The following is a 15,562-nucleotide window of genomic DNA, read 5'->3' on the forward strand; positions in this document are numbered from 1 at the left end:
TGCCGCGAGCCTGCCAGGCGGCCGACCCGGGGTCCGGGGCGTGGACCGCTGGTCCGGCGAGCCCGTCCCGGTGTCAGCCCGGTGGCACGTTCTGGTTCAGCCGGAAGAAGTTCGACGGGTCGTACGCGCGCTTGAGCGCGCTGAGTCGCCGGTACTTGGTGTCGCCGTACGCCTGCCGCACGCGGGTACCGCCCTCCTCCATCAGGAAGTTGACGTAGACCCCGGTGTGGAACGGAGCCAGCGCCGTCCAGTAGTCCCGGGCCCACTGCCGCTGGTCGTCGAACCCGTCCGCGGTGGCCGTGTTGCCGTTGATGTTGAAGGTGAACCCGGCGGAGCGGCCGCTGAACGCGGTCGCGTCGTCCGGGACGCGGGCCACCGCACCGCCCATCTGCCACAGCGCGATGCTGCTCAGCGGCGAGGTGATGCGCCGGCCGTGCTCGGCCACGACGCCGATCACCTCGTCGGTCAGCGCGGCGACGTCGCAGGAGCGGACGTAGTACCAGCAGCCGTGCCGGAACGACGGGTCGAACATCTGCTGGTGGACGACGTACGGCTTGGGCGCGAACAGGTCGAGGACCGGCGACCCGAAACCGCGCATCGGCCGCAGCACCTCCTCGCCCTCGTCGACGTCCCCGGCGTAGCACGCCACGACCGCGATGACCGGCCGACCGACCAGCTCGGCCGGCACGACGGGGAGCGCGGGCGCGAGCCGCTGCACGACGATCGTCATCAGCTCGTCCGGGCAGTCCGCGATCCAGTCCCGGTAGGCGCGGAGCACGCGCTCGGCCTCGTCCATCGACCAGAAGGTCGCGCCGGCCATGACCTGCGGCCCCAGGGGGTGGAGGCGGAACCGGAAGTCGGTGACCACACCGAAGTTGCCGCCGCCCCCGCGCAGTCCCCAGAAGAGCTCGGCGTTCTCGTCCTCGCCGGCGCGGACGAACTCGCCGTCCGCGGTCACCAGGTCCACCGACTCCAGCGAGTCGACGGTCAGGCCGTACTTGCGCATGACCCAGCCGATCCCGCCGCCCAGGGTCAGTCCGGCCACCCCGGTGTGCGACACGATCCCGGACGGCACGGCCAACCCGTGCTCCTGGGTCCGCTGGTCCAGCTCACCGAGCAGGGCCCCGGCCTGGACGCCGGCGACCCGGGCACCCGGGTCGACGCGCACACCGTTCATCGGCCGCAGGTCGATCAGCAGCCCACCGTCGCACGTCGACAGCCCCGGGAAGCTGTGGCCACCGCCCCGTACGGCGACGGTCAGCTGCTGCTCCCGTCCGAACCGGACGGCGGTGCGGACGTCGTCCACGCCGGTGCAGCGGGCGATGAGGGCCGGACGCCGGTCGATGGACCCGTTCCACACGCGGCGGTGTTCCTCGTACCCGGCGTCCGCGGGGCCGACGACCTGTCCCCCGAAGGAGGCGCGGAGTGCGGCGACGGCCGAGTTCGGGACCGACGGCGTCCGGACCCGGGTGTCTCCTGTGCCCATGGTGCTGGTCATGCGGGCAGTGTCGGGTCACCGGCGCGCGCCGTCAGGGACCTGGGTTCCACCCAGCTCACGACTGAGCCGGACCGGGTCGAGGATCTCGATGTGGTCCCGGTGGGTGCTGATCGCCCCGGACTCCCGGAGGTCACGCAGCGCTCGCACGACCACCTCCCGCACGCTGCCCACGGCCTCGGCGAGTTCCCGCTGGCTGACCGGGACGGTGAGCACCGGGCGCGCTCCCCTCCCGGCCCGCGACTCCTGCGACGCCAGGTCCAGCAGGTGGCGGGCCACCCGGTGCCGCACGCTGGTGAACGCGCTGTCGGTGATCTCGTGCACGAAGCCGAGGGCCCGGTCGGCCAGCTCGTGCAGGAACGCGTCGGCCACGTGGGCGTCCTCGGCGGCCGCGCGGCGCACGACCTCCGGGGAGAGCCGCAGCACCGTCGTGTCGACGATGGCCTGCGTGCCCCCCGGCATCCGGAACCCGTCGGCGTACATCGACACGACGCCGATCAGCGCGCCGCGCCGGGCGTAGCGCACGGTCATGCTGCGGCCGTCCGGCGCGGTGACGAAGAGCCCGACGAGGCCGTCGACGACGAGTTCGAGGTGCACCGCCGTATCGCCCTCCCGGTGGGTCACCGAGCCGGCCGGCACCCGGACGAGGCGCGCCCCCGTCAGCAGCCGCTGGAGGGCGGGCCGGCGCAGCCGGGAGAGGTTCGAGGCAGCGAGGGCGGCCGCGACGCCGTCGTCCACGCCGAAACGGTAGGCCCGGGGACCGGACACCTCCAGGCCCCGCGTCCCGGCCCACGTGGGGTCGACCGCGGCCCCCTGTGGGGATCGCCCAGCCGTCCTAACCTCGGAGCAGTGAGCGTGGAGCAGTCCGCAGCGTCGTCGGGTGTCGGCTTCCGGTCGGAGCGCGGACCGGTCCTCATCGGGATCATGCTGTCCACGGCCCTGGTGGCCATCGACGCGACGGTCATCGCCACCGCCGTCCCGTCGATCGTGGCGAGCCTCGGCGGCTTCGCCGAGTTCCCGTGGCTGTTCTCCGTCTACCTGCTCGCGCAGGCGGTGACCGTACCGGTCTACGGCAAGCTGGCCGACGTCTTCGGGCGCAAGCCGGTGATGCTCGTCGGCATCGGCCTGTTCCTGGTCGGCTCCGTCCTCTGCGGCGTCGCGTGGAGCATGGGTGCACTCATCGCGTTCCGCGCGGTACAGGGCCTGGGCGCCGGGGCGGTCCAGCCGATGTCGATGACGATCGTCGGTGACCTGTACTCGCTGAGGGAGCGCGCGAGGGTGCAGGGCTACATCGCCAGCGTCTGGGCCGTGTCGTCGGTCGTGGGACCGACCCTCGGCGGCGTCTTCTCCCAGTACGTCAGCTGGCGCTGGATCTTCTTCGTCAACATCCCGCTCTGCCTGATCGCCGCGCTGGCGATCGGCCTGCGGTTCCGCGAGCGGGTCGACCGGCGCCGTGTCCGGATCGACCACGCGGGGGCGGCGACGCTCACCGTCGCCCTGACGCTGCTGATCCTCGGCCTGCTCGAGGGCGGCCAGGCCTGGGCGTGGGGGTCCCCGCAGGGCATCGCGGTCCTCGTGGCCGGCGCCGTCCTGCTCGGGCTGTTCGTCGCGATCGAGCGCCGGGCGCCCGACCCCGTCGTCCCGCTCCGGCTGCTGCGCAACCGGCTGCTCGTCGCGACGAACCTCGTGTCCGCCTGCGTCGGCGCCGTCCTGCTCGGACTGACCTCGTACGTGCCCACGTTCGCGCAGGACGTCCTGGGCACCGGCCCGCTGGTCGCCGGGTTCGCGCTGGCCGCCCTCACGCTCGGCTGGCCGATCTCGGCGTCGCTGTCCGGCCGGGTCTACCTCCGGATCGGCATCCGGTCCACCGCGCTCGTCGGGGCCGCCGTCGTGGTCCTCGGCTCGGCGCTGCTGCTCCTGCTCGACGGGTCCTCGAGCGTGGTCCAGGTCGGCGCGACGTCGTTCGTCATCGGTCTCGGCATGGGCTTCACCGCAGCGCCGACGCTCATCGCCGCCCAGTCGGCGGTCCAGTGGCAGCAGCGCGGCGTGGTCACCGGTTCCAACATGTTCTTCCGCTCCGCGGGCAGCGCCGTCGGGGTCGCCGTCTTCGGCGCGGTCGTCAACGCGACCCTCGGCGGGTCGGGGGTGGAGGGTGACCGGGTGGCACCGGAGGCGCTCACCACCGCGGTGCACTCCGTCTTCCTGGGGACGACGGTGCTGGCCGTGGCCATGCTGGCCGCCGTGCTGCTCATGCCGCGCGACCGGGGCCGGGCGCCGGCGCCGGAGACGACCGAGGTCGCCGCCGGCTGACCGGGCCCACCCGGTCGGAGACCACCGGGGAACGCGTCGGTGTCACCGGCGGGATGCCACTTCCCTGCCCCGGGGCGGCACGGACCGGCCCGGCCTCCCGCCCGAGGGGTCGCGGCGGGCCGCGCCGGCCTCCCGCACGAGGGGCACCTCGTCCGGGGACCGGTCGCCGACGGCGTGCGGCCGGCCCCGCCGGACGCCGGCGATCCGCTCAGGGATCGGGCCGCGTGATCGTCGACAGGACGGCGGGGCGGTCCACGGCGCGGACGACCTCGTCGTTGACCGCCCGGACCTGGTCGGCGTCCATCTTGCCCACCCGCCGGTCGTAGGTGAGGAAGCCGTTGACCTCGTGCTCGACGTCGGTGATCTGGGTGTAGACCGCGCCGCTGATGCCGCGCTGGTGGGCGATCGGGATCAGCCGGCGCTGGTTCTCCACGTACAGCCCGGTGAGTTCCGCCCCGTCCTGCGCCATCTGGTACCCGTGGCCGTCCTCGTACCACATGTGGCCGGGCGCCTCGAGCCCGAAGCCACCGTGCTCACCGTCGATCGCCACGCGGTGGTCGTCGGGCGCGGGGTCCGCGGGACCGGTGTAGGCGTGCCAGGCGATGACGTCGCCGCGGCCGCTGTCACCGTGCGAGGCGCAGCAGTTCACCCCGCTGTTCGCGTTCACGAGCCGGGTGGGGTCCTGGGCCGCGACCGAGTCGGCGATCCGCCCGGTGGCCTCCCTGTCCCACTCGCCCCAGCCCTCGTTGAACGGGACCCATCCGATCACCGAGGTCCAGCTGTCGTGCTCGTCGACGATCTCGTGCAGTTGACGCTCGAACTCCGCTCGCGCGTCCGGTGGCGGGATCCCGCCCGTCCGCATGGACGGCATGTCCTGCCAGACCAGCATGCCGAGCGTGTCGGCGGCGTGGTACCAGCGGTCCGGCTCGACCTTGACGTGCTTGCGGATGGTGTCGAACCCGAGGCGCTTGGCCTCGGCCACGTCGAACCGCAGCGCCTCGTCCGTGGGTGCGGTGTAGATGCCGTCCGGCCAGTAGCCCTGGTCGAGGGTCGCCATCAGGAAGCGGAGCTCGTGGTTGAGCGTGATGCGCAGGCGGCCGTCCGCGTCCCGGGCGGTCCCGATCTCCCGCATGCCGAAGTAGGACCCCACGTGGTCGACCTCCTGCTGGCCGTCCAGCACGGTCACGTCCAGGCCGTAGAGGAACGGGTGGTCGGGTGACCACAGCTCGGCGTCGGAGACCCGCACGTCCAGACGCTGACCGGGCGCTCCCTCCGCTCTCGCGACCTCCTCCTGGCCGTTCCTCACCACGGCACGGACCGTGAGGCCAGGGGCGTCCCCGACGGTGTCCACGGTCAGCGCGAGCGTGCTCGTGTCGACGTCCGTGGCCATGTCGAGGTCCGCGACGTACCCGCGGGCGGGGACGGGCTCCATCCACACCGTCTGCCAGATGCCGGACGAGCCGGTGTAGAAGATGCCGCGGTCCGGGACGAGCCGCTGCTTGCCGACCGGCTGCCACGTCGCGTCGGTGCGGTCCTCGACGCCGACGACGATCTCCTGAGGGCCCGAGGGCGCCAGGGCATCGGTGACGTCGGCGGAGAACCTGGCGTAGCCGCCGGTGTGGTCGGCGACCTCGATGCCGTTCACCCACACGGTGGCCGCATGGTCCACGGCGCCGAAGTGGAGGCGCAGCCGCTGCCCGTGCCCGACCTGCCAGGACTCCGGGACCGTGAACGTCCGCCGGTACCACATGCGGTCCTCGTGCCGCGCGATGCCGGACAGCGCCGACTCGGTCGGGTACGGCACCAGGATCCTCTCGGCGAGGTCCTCGCCGATGGGCGGTGCCTCCCCCGCCTCGGCACCGGCGAACTGCCACAGCCCGTTGAGGTTCTGCCAGCTGGGGCGGGTCAGCTGCGGCCGCGGGTACTCCGGCAGCGCGTTGCTCGGCGAGACCTGGTCGGTCCACGGCGTCGTCAGCCTCGGCTCGGCCATCTGCCAGCCGTCGCCGGCGTCCGACGGCGTGGCCGCCGCGGTGAGCACGAAGGTCGACGCCACCATGGCTGCCGCGACGAGCAGCGCGGGGTCCCTCCGCCGGGATCGCGAGAGGATCGACATGGCTCCCCCTGGTCCTCTTCGCGCACCGACGCCTTCACCCCAGGCCCGGTGGCCCGGGGCGGCCGCGAAGACCTGAGAGTGTGGCCTCGCCGGGGAGCGGCCGTGTGCGTGTGTGTCGTGCCGCCTTCGGACACACCGGGTGACACGCCGACCCAGGGGCCGTCAGCCCGGGGACGGGGACCCGGTGTGCTCACCGGCCGGCAGGAGGAGCCGCAGGACGATCTCGCCGTCGTCGAGCTCCCCGGTGGGTTGGAAGCCGAACCCCTGGTAGAAGGGCCACGGTCCGCCCTGCCCGGGCTCGAAGCTGGTCAGCAGCTCGGTGCCGCCGTCGGCGCGCACCAGGTCGACGAGCTGCGTCAGCACCGCTCGGCCGATCCCGCGCCCCTGGTGCCGCTTGTCGATGAGCAGCCGCCACAGGAAGTGGCGCCCTCGGTACGGGCCCTTCCGCGGCTTCCAGGAGAGCATCACGAAGCCGACCGGCTCGTTCCCGCAGTACACCGCCCGGTACCACGGGTTGGCCTTCGGCCACCTGGCGGCGTCCCGCAGCGAGCGGGACACCGAGGCGACGAACCGCTTCTGACGACCTCGCACCCGCAACGCGCAGACCGCCTCGCGGTTCTCGTCGGTGATCTCCCGCAGGTGCACGCCGGGGGACGTCCCAGCGCCCTCCACCGGTTCCGCGGTGGTCGGCTCCTGCGCCGGGAGCGCTCCACCTCCGCCGGGCGTGGACCCGCACGGCGCACCCGGCAGCCGGACCACGTCGGCGAGGACGCTCCCGTCGTCGGTCAGCCGGGCCGGGGACGGGCTGTCGTAGACGACCACCAGGCGCTGGCTGCCGGCCGGACCGAGCAGCCCGATGCCCTCGGCGTGGTCGCAGCCGTCGCCGGAGGGCAGTTCGACCTCCCGCGTGAGCCGGTCGCCGCGGACGACCTGTGGCGTGTCCGCCTGCAGTGCCCCGTGCCAGCGGAAGACGTGCACCGGTCCGTCGAGTTCCATCGTCGGGCCGGCCAGCACGAGCAGGTCGTCGCCGTGCGGGCAGAGGTCTCGCACCCCGAGGCCCTGGAGCCGCAGGACGTGCTTGCGGTACGGGCGGCCGTCGTCGAACAGGGCCAGCTGCAGCCGCTCCGGCGCGTCGGGGTCGACCTCGGGGCGCAGCTCCAGCACCACGGCCCAGCCGCGCAGCACCGGCCCGCGCAGGCCCAGGTACACCCGGGGTCCGGTGACGGCGATGCCCTCGACGTCCAGCCCGTTGTCCTTGCCCGGCAGCGGCACGAACGGACCGAGGTGCTCGTCGTCGGCGAGGACCTCCCGCAGGTCGGTGCCGTGGACGCCGAAGGACGCGGCGCAGTGCCGCACACCGTCCTCCTCCAGCTCGGGCACGACGGTCGGCAGGCCGTCCACGACGCCGACCGGCAACCGGACGAGGACCTGGCGGTTGGGCTGGCCGGTGACCAGGGCCAGCCGGCGCAGGGCCTTCTCGCCGCTGTGCCTGGCCTCGATCTGCTTGCGGCGCAGGCTGTGCGACCCGACCGCCCACAGGAAGCGGCCGTGCCGGGCCAGGCCCTCGATGTCGGCTTCCTCGTCGGCCCCGGTCCCCGGCAGCGCCACGAAGTCGGCGAGCCGGACGCTGGTCTGCCTCGCGTAGCGGTGCGGCTCGTCCGGGGCATCGGCGACCAACCGCTCGATCGTCGCGGTCTCGTCGCCGGCCACCCAGAGGACGGCGCCGTCGCTGCGGACGGCCGAGAGGTTGTTGTGGGTGCCGGCCGTCCGCGCCGATCCCTCGAACTCCAGCCGGACCGTCCGTTCCACGGTCATGCCGTCCACCCTGGCACGAGGACGGCCGGGTGGGTCCCTACCGGGTGACGGCCTCCACCATCGACTTGACCAGGCGGCCGGCGGCGGCGACGGCGGCGGCGGCGATCGCGGCACGGAGCAGGCCGAACCTGCGGGGCATGGCGGCCTCCCGGGGTTGCTGGTACCGGCCACCATCGTCTCCCGATGGGCGGGAGCGGGGACAGGCCCCGGACACCCCGGCTGCAGGGACGACCGGCGACGGCCGCGTTCTCACCCGGCCGTCCGCGGCCTAGCATCCGCGGGGTGAGACCGCCCCGACCGCGGGGGTCCGTGTCCGAGCGTCTGGCGGCCGCGGCGGCCACCGCGCTGATCGGCCGTGCGGAGGAGCGCGCGCGCCTCACCGCGCTACTGGCTCCGGACGGGCCGGCTGCGGTGTTCGTGCACGGGCCGGGCGGGATCGGCAAGACGGCACTGGTCACCGGGACGCTGGCGTCCCTGCCCCTCGCCACCGTCACCCTCGACGGACGGCGAACGGAGCCGACGGTCCCGGGAGCCCTGGCCGCGCTGGGCGCCGCACTGGGCGTCCCGGCGCCGCCGTCGGCTGCCGCAGTCGCGGATGCGATGGCCGACGCCGGTACCGACGTCCTGGTGATCGACGGCTTCGAGCGTCTCAACCTGCTCGACGGGTGGGTCCGGAACGAGCTCGCCAGCGCCCTCCCCGGCTCGGTGACCATGCTGGTGGTGGGTCGGCGCGGGCCGAACGTCGCCTGGCGCACCGCACCCGGTTGGCGGACCCTGCTGGCCGAGCTGGTGGTCGGCCCCATGACCGCCGGGGACGTCGATCAGCTGCTGACGGCTCACGGCGTCGGCGGCGACGACGCCGACCGCATCCGGACCTTCGCCCGGGGACACCCGCTGGCCGTCGTGGTCGCCGCCGAGGCGGTGGCGCGTGGGCACGGGCTACCGCTCGGGTCCGGTGCGCCGGCCGAGGTCGTCGAGGAGCTGTTCGCGGTGATCCTCGACGACCTCGCGCCACGGGAGCGGGCCGCCGTGGAGGCCGCGGCGGTCCTGCGGCGGGTCACCCTGCCGCTGCTCGCCGCGGTCGTCGACGGGCAGGACGTCGAGGATGCCTGGCAGACGCTGCGGCAGCTGCCGTTCACCACCACGACCGCCGCCGGACTCGAGCTGTCCGGGGTGGCCGCGCCGGTCCTCCTCGAGGCACTGGAGCTGCGCGACCCGATCCGGGTGCGGGAGCTGCGGGCCCGCGCCGCCCGCGCCGTCCTCGGCTCCCTCACCCGCGGGCCGGACTGGGAGAGCACCGCCGACCTGCTCCACCTGGTGCAGAACCCGCTGATCCGCAACGCGTACGCACCGCCGGGGATGCTGCAGCACCCCGCCGAGCAGGCCCGCGCCGAGGACCACGACGAGGTCGTCGCCGTCACCCGCCGGTTCGCCGGGGAGGAGTCCGCCCGGCTCGTGGAGCGCTGGTGGCGGGCGCAGCGGGCGGCCTTCGCCGTGGTGCGCGCGGCGGACGGCGGTGTCGCCGCCTTCTCGGTCACCGCGGCGCTCGACGACGTCCGTGCGGAGCTGCGCGAGGACCCGGTGATCAGGTGCGTGACGGGGCACACCCGCCGCGACCCGATGCCGGCCGGGGCGCAGGCCGTGGTGTTCCGCTGGGCCCTGGGCAGCCGGTCCGGCGAGCGGACCACTCCCGAGGTGGCGACGCTGGTCGTCGACCTCAAGCGCACCTACCTGGAGCTGCGGGCCACCCTGCGTCGGGTCTACGCCGCCGTCGCCGACTGGCCCGCCGCGGCCCCGGTGCTGCGAGTGATGGGTTTCGATCCGCTCGAGGAGGTCGTCGTCGGCGACCGGCGGTACACCGTCGGCTGCCTGGACTTCGGTCCCGGGGGCGTGGACGGGTGGATCGGCCGCCACGTCCTCGCCGAGCAGGCGGTCCCCCTCCCCGGGCAGGCCGGCCGGGACACGCGTCCGGCCGACGACCGGGGGTCCGGCGCGCCGCGGCCTGACCCCGGAGCCGCCGGCCGGCCCGCCCTGCTGACGCTGACCGCCCGGGAGCAGGAGGTGCTCGCGCTGCTCGCGGAGGGGATGACCAACGCCCGGCTGGCCGAGACGCTGTTCATCAGCGAACGCACGGCCAACCGGCACGTCAGCAACATCTTCACCAAGCTGGGCGTGCACAACCGAACCCAGGCGGCCCGGGCCGCGGTGGCCGCCGGCCTGGTCGGCTGAGCGTCACCAGCGCGGCCCGGCCGGGTCCACGCCCAGCAGTGCCTTGCCGACCGTCTCGTGGGTGAAGGCGTCACTGCCGGGGTGGAACCGCGCCGCGCGGACGTCCCGGGACAGCCGCTCGAGTTCGGTGCCTCGGCGGTACGACGAGCCGCCGACGACCTCGCACGCGAGGTCCACCACCCGGTTCGCGGCCGTCGTGGCCTGCCACTTGGCGGCCAGCACCTTCGGCCCCCACACCGGCCCGTGGTCGACGCCGCAGACCCAGTCCCGGGCGACCGCGTCGACGCAGGCGCGAGCGGCGTCGAGGGCCAGGTACATGTCCGCGACCTGGTGCTGCACGTGCGGGTGGTGGGCGAAGGTCCCCCGCGGGATGGCGATGGAGGTCCGCCTGGCCGCCTGCGCGATCGCGATCTCCAGCGCGCGCTCGGCGACGCCGACGTACACGTTGGCGATCAGTGTCACGGCCCAGACCTGCATTCCGGCGACCGCTGGGTGGCTCGGCGGGCCGGCCGGCACGACGCAGAGCACGTCGGGGTCCGGCACGAACACGTCGTCGAGCACGGTGTCGTGGCTCTCCGTCGCCCGCATGCCCTGGGCGTCCCAGTTCCGGACGGTCGTCACGCCGGGGGCACCCCGCGGCACGAAGCCGTGCACGACGACCGGTCCGGCCGAGGCACCGGCGTCCATGGCGTGGAACCCCAGCCGGTCCCAGTGCTCGCCGAGGGATCCGAACATCTTCCGGCCCGTGATCCGCCACCCCCCGTCGACGCGGGTTGCCGACGTGGTGGACAGCGCCACCGGGACGTCGTTGCCGACCTCCGCGTGCCCGGAGGCCAGGAGGTCGCCGTCCCGGACGTACCCGGCGATCAGGTCGGCCTCCGGCAGTCCCATCCGGGAGAGGTCGGCGGCCAGGCCGACCCAGTAGTGGTGCATGCAGGTCGACAGGGCCGTGGCCGGCGAGTAGTGCGCCATCCGGCGCTGTTCCCGTGCGAGCTCGACGAGGTCGAGGCCGAGGCCGCCGAGGTGCTCGGGCAGCGCCGCCGTGAACCAGCCGGCCGCGCGCAGCTCGGCGAGGTCGTCGGTGGGGTAGCGGCCCGCGGCGTCGGCGTCGGCGGCGCGCGCGCGGAACCGCAGGAGGGTGTCCTCGGACAGGGATCGGGTCCTGGTCGGGGTGGAGGTGTCCATGGCGGCGACGCTAGGGACGGGCGGGGTCCGCCCTCATCGGGCGAACGCTCCATCCCCCGCTCCATCCGCGGATGGAGCATCCGTCCGATGAGCGGGAACGACGTCATCCCTAGCGTCGGCGACTGTCGGATCCGCTCAGAGAGGACGGCGCCATGCGCATCCGCATCGTCACCTTCGGCCTGACCGTGCCCGCCGAGGACTACACCCGCCTGGCCAGGGACCTCGCGCCGGCGTTCACCGCCTGGCCCGGCCTCCTCGCCAAGTGGTGGCTCACCGACCCCGCCTCCGGGACGTACGGCGGGGTGTACCTGTTCGCCACGCGGGAGGACGCCGACCGGTCCCGGGACACCGACCTGTTCCGCGGCATGTCCGCCAACCCGGCGCTGCGGCAGGTGTCGGTGCGGGAGTACGACATCCTCGACGCGCCCAGCGCCGTGACCGCCCCGGTCCTGCAGGGGGCCCGGTGACGCACGGGCAGGTCGTCGACCGCGCCGTCGCCGGGGACGAGCTGCGGCAGGTGTTCCGCGGTCTGGCCCAGCCGGTCGTGGTGGTCACCGGCCGCAGCCTCTCGGGGGAGCCGGTCGGGATGACCGTCAGCTCGCTCGTGTCGGTGTCCCTGACGCCGCCGCTGCTGCTGTTCTGCCCGGCGACCACCTCTCGGACGTGGACGACGGCGCGCGAGTGGGGCGCCTTCGCGGTGAACGTCCTCGGTCGGGAGCACACCGGTCTCGCGGCCCGGTTCGCGGGACCCGGGGACCGGTTCGCGGGCCTCCGGACCGCTGCTGCCGACGACGGCGTCCCCCTGCTCGCCGACGCGCTCACCGCGCTGCACTGTGCGGTCCACGACGAGTACCCGGCCGGCGACCACACCGTCGTCCTCGGTCGGGTCCGCGCCGTCCGCCGGTTCCGTGACGGCACCGGCCTGGACACCGTGTCGATGCGTGGCGGACCCGTGCCCTGACCGCCCACCGGCCGGTCGACCAGGTCGCTCGCTGCCTCTGACTAGCCGAACGTGAAGACGAAGGCCTCGGCGCCGGGGTCGCGGAACGTGATCTCCAGCGTCCGGTCGCGGACCGCCTCGTGCTGGCGCACGAGCTGGTACAGGCGACCGTCGCGGAGCAGGCCGTTCCCGTCCTCGTCGACGTCCACACCGGAGGACGGACCCGGTGGCTCACCGTCGAGGGCGACGCGGAAGGGGATGGGCTCTGGCGTTCGGGAGGACAGCACGAGGTGCGCGTCGCGCGCGTGGAAGCGGTAGGCGATGCTCCCGGCGGCCTGGTGGAGGGCGATGTGCTCGCCGTGCACCGTCCACTCCCCACCGAGGGCCCAGTGGTCGAGGCTCAGGTCCTCGGGGAGCTGGTAGGTGTGCGGAGCGTCCAACGTCGCGCGGTCCGCCGACGCGAAGCGCTCACCGCGCTGGTACCCGAGGTACGTCTCCGGCGACCGCAGGTGGTCCCAGTCGGCCTCCGCCTCCACGCCGTCCCCCTGCACCTCGACGAGCCCGCGCTCGACCCCGAGCAGGCGCTGGATGACCCGTTCCGACCCCTCGTAGCGTCCCTCGCCGAAGTGGTGGTCGCGGATGACGCCGCCCGCGTCGACGAAGTAGAGCGCCGGCCAGTAGTGGTTGTCGAAGGCGCTCCAGATCTCGTAGTCGTTGTCGACCGCGACCGGGTGGTCGATCCCTCGTTTCCGCGTCGCCTGCCGTACGCGGTCGATCTCGTGCTCGAAGGAGAACTCCGGCGTGTGGACCCCGATGACGACCAACCCGTCGTCCCGGTAGGCCTGCGACCACGCACGGACGTACGGCTCCTGGCGCAGCCAGTTGATGCACGTGAACGTCCAGAAGTCGACGAGGACGACGTGCCCGCGCAGGTCGTCGGGTTCCAGCGGCTCGGAGTTGATCCAGCCGGTCGCCCCACCCAGCGAGGGCATGTGCAGACGCACACGTTCGAACACGCTCATCTCGGAGGACCTCCTGCTCTGGGACGAGACGGTCGGTGGAGGGGACGGCACGGAGACTGGTCGCTTCCCCTGTCCGTCGCACCCGTCGAGATCCCTGGTCGCTTCCTGGTCGCGGGTCGCACCGGGGTGCGCGCTCCGAGCCATGGCGACTCCCGCGCTGCCGTCGGTTCTCGGTCCCAGTGCCGGGTGTCCCCGGCCTCCTGTCGAGGAGACGGGGCACAGCAGCCCCCGCGTCCGGGCGCTGGTCGACGCCTCGTCCCCCCGCTGCCGCCCGAGCCGTCGTACTCACTTCCACCACCTCACTGGTCCGGCTCGAGACCCGCAGGTTGACACGGGAGCGGACCAGGGGCTCCCACTGGGGCGAGGGAGGCTCGACACCGCAACCGTTCTCGCACCTCACGTCATCAGGAAGGGACGACCATGACCGCGACGACGACCAAGCCGCCCGTCGACACCACCCAGGGCGCCCGGACCGCCGCCGTCCGCCCCTTCCGGGTGGACGTACCGCAGTCGGACCTCGACGACCTCCGCCGGCGCCTCGCGGCGACGCGATGGCCCGACCAGGAGACCGTGCCCGATCGGTCCCAGGGCGCGAAGCTGGCCGACCTGCAGCAGCTCGTCGAGTACTGGCGCACGGAGTACGACTGGCGCAGGGGCGAGGCGCAGCTGAACGCCTGGCCGCAGTTCATGACGACCGTCGACGGGGTCGACGTGCACTTCTTCCACGTCCGCTCCCGCCACGAGGACGCGCTGCCGCTGATCATCTCCCACGGGTGGCCGGGCTCGGTGTTCGAGCAGATCAAGGTCATCGCTCCGCTCACCGACCCGACGGCGCACGGCGGTCGGGCGGAGGACGCCTTCGACGTCGTCATCCCGTCCCTGCCGGGCTACGGGTTCTCGTCCCGGCCGACGGAGACCGGTTGGGACGTGGAACGCATCGGGCGGGCGTGGGACGTGCTGGTGAAGCGGCTGGGCTACGACCGCTACGTCTCCCAGGGCGGCGACTGGGGGGCGGGGGTGGTCGAGGCGATGGGGCGGCAGGCGCCGGACGGCCTGCTCGCCATCCACACCAATCTGCCGGCGGTGTTCCCGCCCGATGCCGCTGCGGCGATCGCCAGCGGCGCGCCCGCACCCGCCGGACTCTCCGAGAAGGAACAGGCAGCCTTCGACGACGTGCGGAGGTTCCTCGCCACCGGAGGCTGGGGCTACTACCAGATGATGACCGCGCGACCGCAGGCGGTCGGCTACGGCCTGACGGACTCCCCCGCCGGCCTCGCCGGGTGGATGCTCGTGCACGGCGGGTTCGGGAAGTGGACGTACGGCGAGGACCCCGCACAGACGCCGACCGTGGACGAGGTGCTGGACAACTTCTCGCTGCACTGGCTGACCAACACCGTGGCCTCCGGAGCGAGGCTGTACTGGGAGAACCGCGCACAGAGCCTGATCAGCGCGGCCGGGCAGAAGACCGACACGATCACGATGCCCGTGGCCATCACGGTGTGTCCGGACGACGACCTCTTCCGCGCCCCCGAGACGTGGGCCCGGCGGGCGTTCCCCAACCTCGTCTACTTCCACGAGGCCGAGCGCGGCGGCCACTTCCCTGCCTGGGAGGAGCCGCAGATCTTCGCCGAGGAGATGCGCGCCGCGTTCCGATCCCTGCGCTGATCGGCCGGCGCTGATCGGCCGCTGGTCGCCGGACGTGGGACGGCGGGCACGCCCGCTGGTCCCACGTCCGCGCGGCTGGGGCCGCACCCGGCTGACGACCCCACCCTCTCCGCTCGAGAACCACGGCGTCGGGACGAGGATGACCGGGACGTCATGCCCACCCACCAGCCTCAAGCGGCAGCCGTGCCGTCGACGGCCGCGGCGGTTGCCAACCAGGCCTCCAGCTCTTCCATCTGCCCCCGCAGCGCGAGGCGGATCTCGTCGACCGCGAAGCTGCCGGTGACCAGACGCCGCGGCGGACGGTCCGCGTCGACCGCGGCCAGGACGGCCGCCGCGACGCCGTCGGCGGGGCTGAACGCCTCGGGCGGCAGCACACCGATGGCCTTCTGCACCTCCCGCACCGTTCGGTCGTAGTCGTCGATCGGGTCGGCCACCTCCAGGTCGGCGACGCAGGCGGTGGCGGTCGGACCGGGCTCCACCAGGGTCACCGTGATCCCCAGGGGTTCGAGTTCCCCGATGAGCGCGTCGGTGAGGCCCTCGACGGCGTACTCGGTGGCCGCGAGCAGGCCGACGCCCGGATGTGCGACTCGCCCGTAGTACGACGAGCCCTGCAAGATGTGCCCGCCGCGCTGTGCGCGCAGGACGGGGCCGTGTCTCGGGCACGCGCCGGGGTGCGATCCGGACCGGGGCGCCTTGTCTCCCTCGAGACGAGGTGACGCTGGCACCGGTCCACCAGGCGTCGCCCCGTGCATGTCCCTGGTGGCCCCTGGTCCGTGGACGTGCAGGTC

Annotated in this window: 12 protein-coding genes; 5 read left to right on the plus strand and 7 right to left on the minus strand. The window is 73.7% G+C overall.

Translation table 11 applies throughout. The annotated features are described in order from the left end of the window. Positions 1-73 precede the first annotated feature (73 nt). Both ACU610_RS08115 and ACU610_RS08120 read right to left on the minus strand, forming a co-directional pair. On the minus strand, positions 74-1,498 hold the full coding sequence (locus tag ACU610_RS08115) for an FAD-binding oxidoreductase (protein WP_446767193.1): 1,425 nt from the start codon (positions 1,496-1,498) through the stop codon (positions 74-76). Between the two features lie 15 nt (positions 1,499-1,513). After that, positions 1,514-2,233, minus strand: coding sequence for a Crp/Fnr family transcriptional regulator (locus tag ACU610_RS08120; protein ID WP_446767194.1), 720 nt, complete (start codon positions 2,231-2,233; stop codon positions 1,514-1,516). A 111-nt stretch (positions 2,234-2,344) separates the two neighbouring features. Here ACU610_RS08120 and ACU610_RS08125 point away from each other — a divergent pair, with 111 nt between their 5' ends. Beyond that, positions 2,345-3,805 carry an MFS transporter gene (locus ACU610_RS08125; RefSeq protein WP_446767195.1) on the plus strand — a complete coding sequence of 487 codons (1,461 nt, stop codon included), beginning with the start codon at positions 2,345-2,347 and terminating at the stop codon, positions 3,803-3,805. A gap of 208 nt (positions 3,806-4,013) precedes the next feature. Here ACU610_RS08125 and ACU610_RS08130 read toward each other — a convergent pair whose 3' ends face one another. Both ACU610_RS08130 and ACU610_RS08135 read right to left on the minus strand, forming a co-directional pair. Continuing rightward, positions 4,014-5,918 (minus strand): glycoside hydrolase family 2 protein, encoded by a 1,905-nt coding sequence (locus ACU610_RS08130; protein WP_446767196.1) that lies wholly within the window; start codon positions 5,916-5,918, stop codon positions 4,014-4,016. Between the two features lie 162 nt (positions 5,919-6,080). Beyond that, positions 6,081-7,733: a GNAT family N-acetyltransferase gene (locus ACU610_RS08135; protein WP_446767197.1), complete on the minus strand. Its 1,653-nt coding sequence runs from the start codon at positions 7,731-7,733 to the stop codon at positions 6,081-6,083. Positions 7,734-8,042: 309 nt separating this feature from the next. On the opposite strand from ACU610_RS08135, the gene ACU610_RS08140 reads away from it, so the two are divergent. Continuing rightward, complete coding sequence (locus ACU610_RS08140; protein WP_446767198.1) at positions 8,043-9,962, plus strand: LuxR family transcriptional regulator; 1,920 nt, start codon at positions 8,043-8,045, stop codon at positions 9,960-9,962. A 3-nt stretch (positions 9,963-9,965) separates the two neighbouring features. Here ACU610_RS08140 and ACU610_RS08145 read toward each other — a convergent pair whose 3' ends face one another. Continuing rightward, positions 9,966-11,147: an acyl-CoA dehydrogenase family protein gene (locus tag ACU610_RS08145; protein ID WP_446767199.1), complete on the minus strand. Its 1,182-nt coding sequence runs from the start codon at positions 11,145-11,147 to the stop codon at positions 9,966-9,968. A 152-nt stretch (positions 11,148-11,299) separates the two neighbouring features. Here ACU610_RS08145 and ACU610_RS08150 point away from each other — a divergent pair, with 152 nt between their 5' ends. Together ACU610_RS08150 and ACU610_RS08155 are read left to right on the plus strand one after the other, a co-directional pair. After that, the gene (locus tag ACU610_RS08150; protein WP_446767200.1) at positions 11,300-11,614 is read left to right on the plus strand and encodes a YdhR family protein; all 315 of its coding nucleotides are present in this window, start codon (positions 11,300-11,302) and stop codon (positions 11,612-11,614) included. Continuing rightward, the gene (locus tag ACU610_RS08155) at positions 11,611-12,108 is read left to right on the plus strand and encodes a flavin reductase family protein (RefSeq protein WP_446767201.1); all 498 of its coding nucleotides are present in this window, start codon (positions 11,611-11,613) and stop codon (positions 12,106-12,108) included. The genes ACU610_RS08150 and ACU610_RS08155 overlap by 4 nt, the downstream gene beginning before the upstream one ends. Before the next feature lie 41 nt (positions 12,109-12,149). On the opposite strand, the gene ACU610_RS08160 is transcribed toward ACU610_RS08155, so the two are convergent. After that, entirely contained in the window at positions 12,150-13,109 is a 960-nt protein-coding gene (locus tag ACU610_RS08160; RefSeq protein WP_446767202.1) for a redoxin domain-containing protein, read from the minus strand. 420 nt (positions 13,110-13,529) lie between these two features. Here ACU610_RS08160 and ACU610_RS08165 point away from each other — a divergent pair, with 420 nt between their 5' ends. Beyond that, positions 13,530-14,774 (plus strand): epoxide hydrolase family protein, encoded by a 1,245-nt coding sequence (locus ACU610_RS08165; RefSeq protein WP_446767203.1) that lies wholly within the window; start codon positions 13,530-13,532, stop codon positions 14,772-14,774. A gap of 170 nt (positions 14,775-14,944) precedes the next feature. Here the strand turns inward: ACU610_RS08165 and ACU610_RS08170 are convergent, their stop codons facing one another. Next, positions 14,945-15,526 carry an SDR family NAD(P)-dependent oxidoreductase gene (locus ACU610_RS08170; RefSeq protein WP_446767204.1) on the minus strand — a complete coding sequence of 194 codons (582 nt, stop codon included), beginning with the start codon at positions 15,524-15,526 and terminating at the stop codon, positions 14,945-14,947. Positions 15,527-15,562: the final 36 nt, after the last annotated feature.

This window comes from Geodermatophilus sp. URMC 61 (genome assembly GCF_052931555.1).

What these genes read in the sequence shown, in the direction of transcription:
- ACU610_RS08115 (WP_446767193.1), bottom strand. Translation starts at nt 1,498, where the DNA reads ATGACCAGCACCATGGGCACAGGAGACACCCGGGTCCGGACGCCGTCG.
- ACU610_RS08130 (WP_446767196.1), bottom strand. Translation starts at nt 5,918, where the DNA reads ATGTCGATCCTCTCGCGATCCCGGCGGAGGGACCCCGCGCTGCTCGTC.
- ACU610_RS08135 (WP_446767197.1), bottom strand. Translation starts at nt 7,733, where the DNA reads ATGACCGTGGAACGGACGGTCCGGCTGGAGTTCGAGGGATCGGCGCGG.
- ACU610_RS08145 (WP_446767199.1), bottom strand. Translation starts at nt 11,147, where the DNA reads ATGGACACCTCCACCCCGACCAGGACCCGATCCCTGTCCGAGGACACC.
- ACU610_RS08150 (WP_446767200.1), top strand. Translation starts at nt 11,300, where the DNA reads ATGCGCATCCGCATCGTCACCTTCGGCCTGACCGTGCCCGCCGAGGAC.
- ACU610_RS08160 (WP_446767202.1), bottom strand. Translation starts at nt 13,109, where the DNA reads ATGAGCGTGTTCGAACGTGTGCGTCTGCACATGCCCTCGCTGGGTGGG.
- ACU610_RS08165 (WP_446767203.1), top strand. Translation starts at nt 13,530, where the DNA reads ATGACCGCGACGACGACCAAGCCGCCCGTCGACACCACCCAGGGCGCC.
- ACU610_RS08170 (WP_446767204.1), bottom strand. Translation starts at nt 15,526, where the DNA reads ATGCACGGGGCGACGCCTGGTGGACCGGTGCCAGCGTCACCTCGTCTC.